This is a genomic window from Methylocaldum sp., assembly GCF_039794385.1.
Taxonomy (GTDB): domain Bacteria; phylum Pseudomonadota; class Gammaproteobacteria; order Methylococcales; family Methylococcaceae; genus Methylocaldum.
This window is the reverse complement of record NZ_JBDIVO010000236.1, coordinates 1-7538: the sequence shown is the minus strand read 5'-3', so window position 1 is coordinate 7538 and position 7538 is coordinate 1. Positions and strand designations below refer to the sequence as shown.

The 7538-nt window shown below is 61.8% G+C and carries 5 protein-coding genes; 1 reads left to right on the top strand and 4 read right to left on the bottom strand.

All coding sequences use genetic code 11. The features are described 5' to 3' along the window. Positions 1-1336 (top strand): hypothetical protein (locus tag ABJK70_RS17295; RefSeq protein ID WP_347258583.1); only part of this gene is annotated, 1336 nt, incomplete at its 5' end. A gap of 43 nt (positions 1337-1379) precedes the next feature. Here ABJK70_RS17295 and ABJK70_RS17290 read toward each other — a convergent pair. The 4 genes from ABJK70_RS17290 to ABJK70_RS17275 all read right to left on the bottom strand — a co-directional run. Continuing rightward, the gene (locus ABJK70_RS17290) at positions 1380-3251 is read right to left on the bottom strand and encodes a cytochrome P450 (RefSeq protein WP_347258582.1); all 1872 of its coding nucleotides are present in this window, start codon (positions 3249-3251) and stop codon (positions 1380-1382) included. Positions 3252-3264: 13 nt separating this feature from the next. Beyond that, positions 3265-5214, bottom strand: a complete 1950-nt coding sequence (locus ABJK70_RS17285; RefSeq protein ID WP_077730516.1) for a hypothetical protein — start codon at positions 5212-5214, stop codon at positions 3265-3267. A gap of 481 nt (positions 5215-5695) precedes the next feature. Then, positions 5696-6787 carry a YbdK family carboxylate-amine ligase gene (locus tag ABJK70_RS17280; RefSeq protein WP_347258581.1) on the bottom strand — a complete coding sequence of 364 codons (1092 nt, stop codon included), beginning with the start codon at positions 6785-6787 and terminating at the stop codon, positions 5696-5698. Between the two features lie 37 nt (positions 6788-6824). Further along, positions 6825-7538, bottom strand: a 714-nt coding sequence (locus ABJK70_RS17275; protein WP_347258580.1) for a M20 family metallopeptidase, incomplete at its 5' end; no start/stop codon positions are given.

Sequence of the window (7538 nt, the reverse complement as noted above, 5' to 3'; positions counted from 1 at the left end):
GAACGCCCTGGCCACCGCATGGTCCGGAGCCCCGTGGCCCGAGTACATGGCCGATCCACTGGATGTGATCCTGTGCGTCACGAACTTGAGAGGCGTGCCTTATTCCATCCGTTTCTCGGCCGAGCAGGACCGCGACTACGGCATGTCTCAGCACGCCGATTACATGCATTTTTCGCTCAGCCCGACCGACAAAGCATCGAAGTGGAACGATTCCGTGCCGCTCGGACGGGAGGAGCAGGAAGAGGGCAATTGGAGGCTCTTGAAAGAAGCCGCGCTGGCGAGCTCGGCGTTTCCCGCCGCTCTGGCGGCTCGCAGCCTGACGCGCTCGGCGGGCAACTACAACCGCCGCCGCTGGAGCATTCCCCAGGAGCCCAAGTGCGACCGGAGCCAGCGTTGCGTGTGCGAAGTCGAAAAGGAAATTCCGCCGATGTGGCCGGACGAGTTGAAGGAGACGGACATCGATCGCTGGGAGTATCGGTTCGCCAATATCGACGGAGGTCTCGCCAACAACGAACCCTTCGAGATCGCGCGCCGCTGCCTTGCCGGCTCGGCGAATCGCAGCCCGCGCGGGGCCGAGGATGCGAAGCGCGCGATTCTTATGATCGATCCGTTTCCGAATCAGTCGGTTTTGGATCTCCGCTACGATCCGGAGTCCAGTCTTCGCCTTCTCGGAACGCTGCCCGCATTGATTTCCGCAGTTTTGTCGGAGCTGCGATTCAAGAAAGATGAGTTGGAGCTGGCTCGGGATCCGAGCGTCTTCAGCCGTTTTCTCATCGCGCCTACGCGCACCGAAATCAGGGATGGCAAGGAGCAGCGCGCGCGTTATCCGCTCGCCACCGGCGGGCTGGGCGGATTCGCCGGATTTCTGAGCGAGGCGTACCGGCAGCACGATTATCGCCTCGGTCGCCGCAACTGCCAGCAATTCCTCCGGCGGACGTTCGGCCTGGCGTACGACAACCCGCTGTTTCGGGATTGGCCGCCGACGCTCAAAGAAAAACTCCGGTTCAAGAACGAAGCGGGTATGGACCTCCTGCCGATTATTCCATTGACCGATTCTCTCGGCGTCGAGGAACCTTTGCCGGAATGGCCGGTGAACCGACGTCCGGACATGAAAGTCCTGGAACGGCTGTTAAGACGCCGGACCGACGCGGTGGTGAAGCGGCTCATCGACACCGAGCTCGAGCGTCTGTCCATGAACTGGATCGTGAGCCGCGTCGGCTGGGACGTGATCAAGCTCAACGAACGCTTGTTGAACCTGATCCGAAGTCCGCACAAAGGACCCATCGGCGCCATGCTGAAGATCGTACGGGACGATCTGAGCGAACGCGGATTATGAGGTGCGGAAGGAGGCGGACGCAGCGCATCCGCCTTTGTGGCGTCTAGCGGAATCCGATCCGTAGACTCGTCGCATACAAATTCTGCTCATCCATCTCGAGCGAGCCGCGGCGTTCCAGCGAGCCCAGACGCAGCATGGCGCGCAGCGATTCGCGCATGGTTATCTCCGAGGCATAGCGTCCGAGGCATTTATGCCGTCCGTAGCCGTGCTGCAGATAGATCTGACTTTGCGGCGCCTCATGGGCGCGTTCGCGATCGCCGAGGTAGGGGACCAGCCGTTCGTCGCGGGTAATGTCGAAGGCTGGCGGGTTCGGCACCGTCTCGGGATCCCGCATTGCCGCGGCATAGGCCGCGAACACGAGGGTTCCGGCGCGAAGGGGAACGCCGCCGAGTTCGGTATTGTCCTTCACGCACAGCCGCAACAAGACTTCGCCCTGCGGCTGCAGGCGCAAGGCTTCCAGGGCGTATTTGCGCAGTCCCGCGAGGCTTTCGGCATAATCCGGGCTATCCGGCTCGATGTTCGCCAAACGTACGGCCTGTTCGTAGCTGGAACCGTTCAGCACCTCGTATTCGCCATCCTTCAGGCGGAGCATGGAGTCGAGGATCCGGGCTGTGGCTTCCTGGGGATTCACCACCGCGCCGACCGCCGTGCCGAACACGTTGGACCGGATCATCGAATCGGAAAGGCGTTTCGCCAGCTCGTCTTTCGTCAAGGGCGTGCCGAGGCGGGCTGCGAACTCGTCCGTCAATGTCTCGCCGTCCCGCTCGAGCTCGAGCTGCATTCGCAAGAGCCGAGTCAGCATGGTATCGGGGACTGTTTCGCCCAGCCGCAGCCGTTCCTTGTAGTGCTTGAGCAAGGCAAATACGTAGGCGCTCAGATACTCGGTCGCGATCACGCCGCGTTCGCGGAATTCGGCGAATAAGGGATGGGCCGGGCTGAAGTTGTTGAAGATGTTGCGGAATGCATCCTTGACCCAGATGAACAGGTCGTCCGCCGTGGGTACGATGCCTTCCGTAATCTTGCCGAACGAGAACACGGCTTGCAGGTCCGGGTCCAGCGGAAAGCGGTCGCCCCCGCGAAGGCCGGGCAGCACGGACGGCGTTCCGAAATCGTAATAGTGGACTCCCAGATAATCGCCGACGATCCGAAGCGGCACGAATTTCGCGAGCGTCGGTACCACGTCGATTTCGCCGATCCCCTCGGCTTGCGCCCGATGCGTCCAGCGTTCGGCCTCGTCGCGAGTCAGGCGCGAAAGCGTTTCCTCGTCGGAGCGCGACACGGCGCGGCGCAGGATCACGTCGTCCAGCCGGTAGAGATCGTCCCGGTCGGTGCCGAGCATGAAGTGGGAGTATGCTTCCGGGTGTTTGGTCTTGTCGTCCGTGGCGCGCGCCATCTCCGCCGCGTAAGGGTCCACGGTGAACAGGTCGGTACGCTCCAGGCAGCGGATGACTTCCGGATGCCGCATGACGATCACGGGACCGATGGCCGGCTTGAAGATCGGCATGGCGTCCCTAGGTTGCGCCAAGAGCTCCTGGAACATCGCATAAGGCGCGGTCACCAGCCATTTGGAGATCACCTGCGCCACGGCCCCGCCCCGTGCCTTCGCCGCCGTGGCGAAAGCCGCGGCGGCCGTCTCCGCCGCTTGCTTGTCCTTCTCGTAGGCGCCGGGATCGTCCGCGTATTTTGGATCATTCGGGTTCGGCATCGGCGGCGGCGGAGACGGCAGGGGAGTGCCTTCTTCGGCACCCGCCACTTCACGCAAAAAGCTAGTAGCCGGTGGCGGAGTCGGGGCCGGTGTCTTTCCCGGCCCGGAGTCACTCGGCGTGTTTCCCAACGCCGCCTTGATCAGTTTGATGAGCCTGCAGCCCTGTCCATAGAGCTGCTCCCGTATCGTCATCCAGTTCGATCCGGCCATGAGTCCTTCTTCCCTACAGCGTTTTCATGTACTCGATAACGGCGCGGACCTGGTCGTCCGACCATTCGCTACCGTAGGTATGGCCGGCATTCGAGTTGCCGCGGAGCGTCGTATCGTGCTCGGCGAAGTGCACCGTATCGCCGGCTCCGTATTCGTCGAGCTGCGGCGCTTTGTCCCAGACGAAGCCGACCTTGGTTTCGTCGTACTTGATGTTGCCGCGAATGAACTTCTCCGGCCGCTCGGCGGGGCGGAAAAGATGCCACAGGGTCGGTACCGAGCCGTTGTGAAAATAGGGCGCCTGGGCCCAAATACCGTGGAGGACATCGGCCTTGTAGCCCGACTTGTCGCCGCGCGGCATGCCGAAATAGGCTTCGTCGTCGCCGGCGCGGCTGCCGCGTTTCGGCCGGCACCAGTCGCTGCCGCCATTTTCCACGTACAGCTCGCAGGCTTCACGGGTCAGTTCGAGCAGCCCGAGGCGCGCCGTCGGCGTGATCTGCGTCGCCCGATTCATGTCGCTGCCGACGTTGTAAACCTTCTCGTTGCGCGCATGGTGACAGGCCGACGCGCATTTTTCTTCGAACAGCGGCTTGCCTTTGGCCGCCAGGTCGAGATCGACCGCAAAGGGATAGGGCGTAGGCGGCAGATTGTCGATGAACGGATTCATGGGTTCATGGATGCGGACATCGACTTTGGACGGATCGCCTCCCGAGGAAACCCCCGAGGCGATTACCCGGGACTCGGCGGCCTGGTTGGCGTCCCAATTGGCGGCGGCATGGTCGCGAGAGAACCACAGGCTCTTGATGTCGGATGCGCCGGGGTCGTGAGGCATCCACTCGGGCGCGGTCGCGAATAGCCGCTGACCGGCCTGCTTCAGGCGCTCCTCGCGGGGCAGATTTTCCAATCCCGCGAAGAACGGATGATCGTCGGGCAGGCGCGCAAAGAAACCTTCCCGCTTGGCATGCAGTGCGACCAATCCGGCGGCGATGCCGAAGGCGTCCATGCGGCCGGGACGCGGGCCGAACACCCCCGGCGCCTTTTGGCCGTTCTTCTCGGTGTAGGAAAGCTTCGAGGTCAGCGCGTGATACATCAGTTCCGTTTTCTTGGCCGAAGCGATCAGTCCGGCCACGGTGCCCGGCAGATTGTCCAATACGCGCGCCACCTGCACCCTGGCGCGTTCGGCGCCGGCCGAGCGTTCCTCGGGCGTCCGTCCGCCGTAGAACCAGGCGGGGTCCGTTTCGACCTTGGTCTTGAGGAAAGATGCGATCTTGGCGACCTGATCCGGATCGGCTTTTATCTGGCTCGGATCGGGGCTGTCGACCTTGATGAACATCTTGCCGCTTCGGTAGAGAAGCTGAGCGTAGGCTTGCGCGTCGATTTCGGTATTGGGAGCGCCGACGAGATACTGGACCCGGTCTTTGACGTACACGCGCCCCGTATGACAGGCCCCGCACGAAAAGAATACGTTGTCCGTACGCTTGTCCTCGGGAACGGCGGGGTCCTGGACGGTGAAAAGCCCGTAAGGCAGGGGATGGCGCTGTTCCGGAGGAAGCAGCTGGCCGGTTGCGGGATCGTAGTCGTCCGGATGGGGACCGAATCCCAGATTTCCCAGCGAGCCTTCCCCGTTCCAGATTTCCGGATAGGTTTCGATCAGGGCGCGCAGGAAGACATAAGGTATGCCGTTGACGCTGAGAGGGTAGGCCTTGAACCACTCGTATCCCAACCGGTTGCTGTACCAGGGCGTGCGAGCGGCGTCGTCGGTCGAGATTCGCTTGACGGTGGAATCGTTCAAATAGGCCGTCTGAAGCTTTTCCCGCTCCGAGCGTTCGTCCGCCCAGCTGCGTGTCTGCTTCTCGGGCGGTTTTCCGCCCTGTCCGGATTCCGTACAGGAAATCAGCGTGGTGAGGATGATTGCGGCCGTTCCGCAGCCAAGTACCGAGCGAAGGGATGAGGTCAGTGTCTTCATGATGTCCTCGCGAGCATTATTATTCTGGCGAATGTCCGTTCATAAGGTCCGGGAAGGCAGCCCCAAGTTGCGCATTTGCCGTCGCCGAGGAAGCGAAAGCGTGTAAACCTGACTTAAAGGGCGGGTGGCATCGTCGCCATCCAAGCCGTCGTAACTTATGGCGCTTTATTGTTCTTACCAGAAGCCGACGGTGCGCACATCGAGCCGTGCGCTCGATACATTTCTGATTTGTTCGAGACTGATGGGGGACTCACCGGATCCCGCGACAATAAAAGCCCTTTGCCGATTCATTGTCAAATTTGATTAACACCGCCGATTCGAGGCGGTCCGATGGGAACGGAAATTCGGGATAAGTCCGTTTAGGAAATCGACGCGAGGTCCGGTCGACAGGAATTCGGGGCGCAATCACCCAAAGCCGGATGAGTTGCCGGGAAACGCTTTAATGCCCGGCCTGACGCAAACCGGTCGACGGAAGCTCGCACTATGGCTCGATCAGTTCCGCTTCCAATTCTCCGACCAGGCTCGCTGCCACCTTTTGCAGGGATCGCGTTTCGGAAAAGACGGCTCGCTGACGGAGGTAGCTGTGCCCGGTGTCGAGTCGGGCTTCGAGTTGATCGAGCCAGTCTTTGGTCCGCAATTCTTCGGCCGTTTCCGCCAAGCTCGCCAGCAATTCGCGCGTAAACGCCTTGATGGGACGAACATGGCCCGTCTCGTCGACGATGATCTCAGCCTCCACCCCGCGATGAGAGGCTCGGAAACAGTTTTCCTTTTCCGCCCACCAGTGTTGCGGCATCACGGGACGAGCCGGCTTTTCCTGCTCCCAACACCGCAGCAGATAAACCTGCAGGGTCTGGACCAGGGCCGCCAGCATGAAAGTTTCCCGCAAGGTCGGCTGAACATCCATCACCCGAACTTCCAGCGTGCCGTAATGGGGACTGGGCCGGATATCCCAATGGACGTCCCGGACCACGTGGACGGCGCCCGCCGTTCGGAGGTTTTCGAAACACTGGGCGAACTGGCGCCAAGACGTGAAGCTCGGCGGCAGGCCGTAGTCGCGCATCGCCGCCAGGATGCGCTGCCGGAACGAGGCGAAACCGGTATCCTGGCCCTGCCAAAACGGGGAGCTGGCCGAGAGTGCCAGAAGAACGGGCAGATAGGGCTTGAGCTGGCTCATCACGACGACCGCGGCATCGCCCGACGGCATCCCGACATGGACGTGAAGCGCATAGGTTTTCAGCGTGTGCGCCAGGTAAACCATGCGCTGCTCCATCTCGACATAATGCGGCAGCGGCGTCACCGACGCCGGACGCAGCGAGAAGGGATGCGTGCCGGCGCCGCAAAGCGTGAAATGCAATCCTTCGCAGCGGCGCTTCAGTTCTTTGACCAGGCCGGTAACGTCCGACCGCAGTTCTTCGATATCGGCACATACGCAGGAATTGATTTCCACCGTGGACTGGGTGAATTCCGGCTTGATGCGGGGTTCCTCCGGGTGGTCCCGGAGCAGGGGAAGTATGCCGTCGACCAGATCGAGCGTGTCCGGATCGAGCAGCTGAAATTCGATTTCGATTCCCACGGTGGGAGATTTCGAACCGGAGAATTCTAGCTCGTCGTCATGCATACGCCTCGATGGCATCGCGTGCCACCCGGTCGAAGAATGCCGCCCCGATTTTCAGCACCTCTTCGTCGAAATCGAAGGCAGGGCTGTGCAAGGGAATGTGTTCCCATCCTTCCCGGCGTGCGCCTAGCCTTACGTAACAGCCGGGAATTTCCTGCAGATAGTAGGCGAAGTCTTCGGATCCCATGCTGGGATATTCCATGGACACGAGCCCCTTTTCGCCGACGATCTTCCCGGCTGCCCGGCGGGCGATTTCCGATTCGACGAGCGTATTCACCACCGGCGGATAGCCTTCGTTGACGATCACCTCGATCCGGGCATTGTGGAGATCCCCGATGCCCTTGGCCATGCGTTCCAGACCTTCGAGGAGATGTTTCCGCACCTCCGGCAGGGTGGTGCGTATCGAGCCCCGGAGCGTCGCCGTTTCGGCGATCACGTTGGGCGCGCTGCCGGCGCTCACCTGGCCGATGGTGATCACGGACGGATAGACCGGGTTTACCTCCCTGGATACCAGGGTTTGCATCGCCACGATCAGGAGCCCGGCGACCACCACCGCATCCACCGCTTCGTGCGGTCTCGCCCCGTGTCCGCCGCGTCCCTGGATTCGTATGAGGAAACCGTCCGACTGGGCGGTGATCACGCCGGGTGCGACCATGATCTGGCCGACGCGGTAATGCCCGGTCACATGTCCGCCGAAAATGGCTTTGAC

Coding starts and splice junctions, on each gene's coding strand:
- ABJK70_RS17285 (WP_077730516.1), bottom strand. CDS start 5,214: ATGAAGACACTGACCTCATCCCTTCGCTCGGTACTTGGCTGCGGAACG.
- ABJK70_RS17290 (WP_347258582.1), bottom strand. CDS start 3,251: ATGGCCGGATCGAACTGGATGACGATACGGGAGCAGCTCTATGGACAG.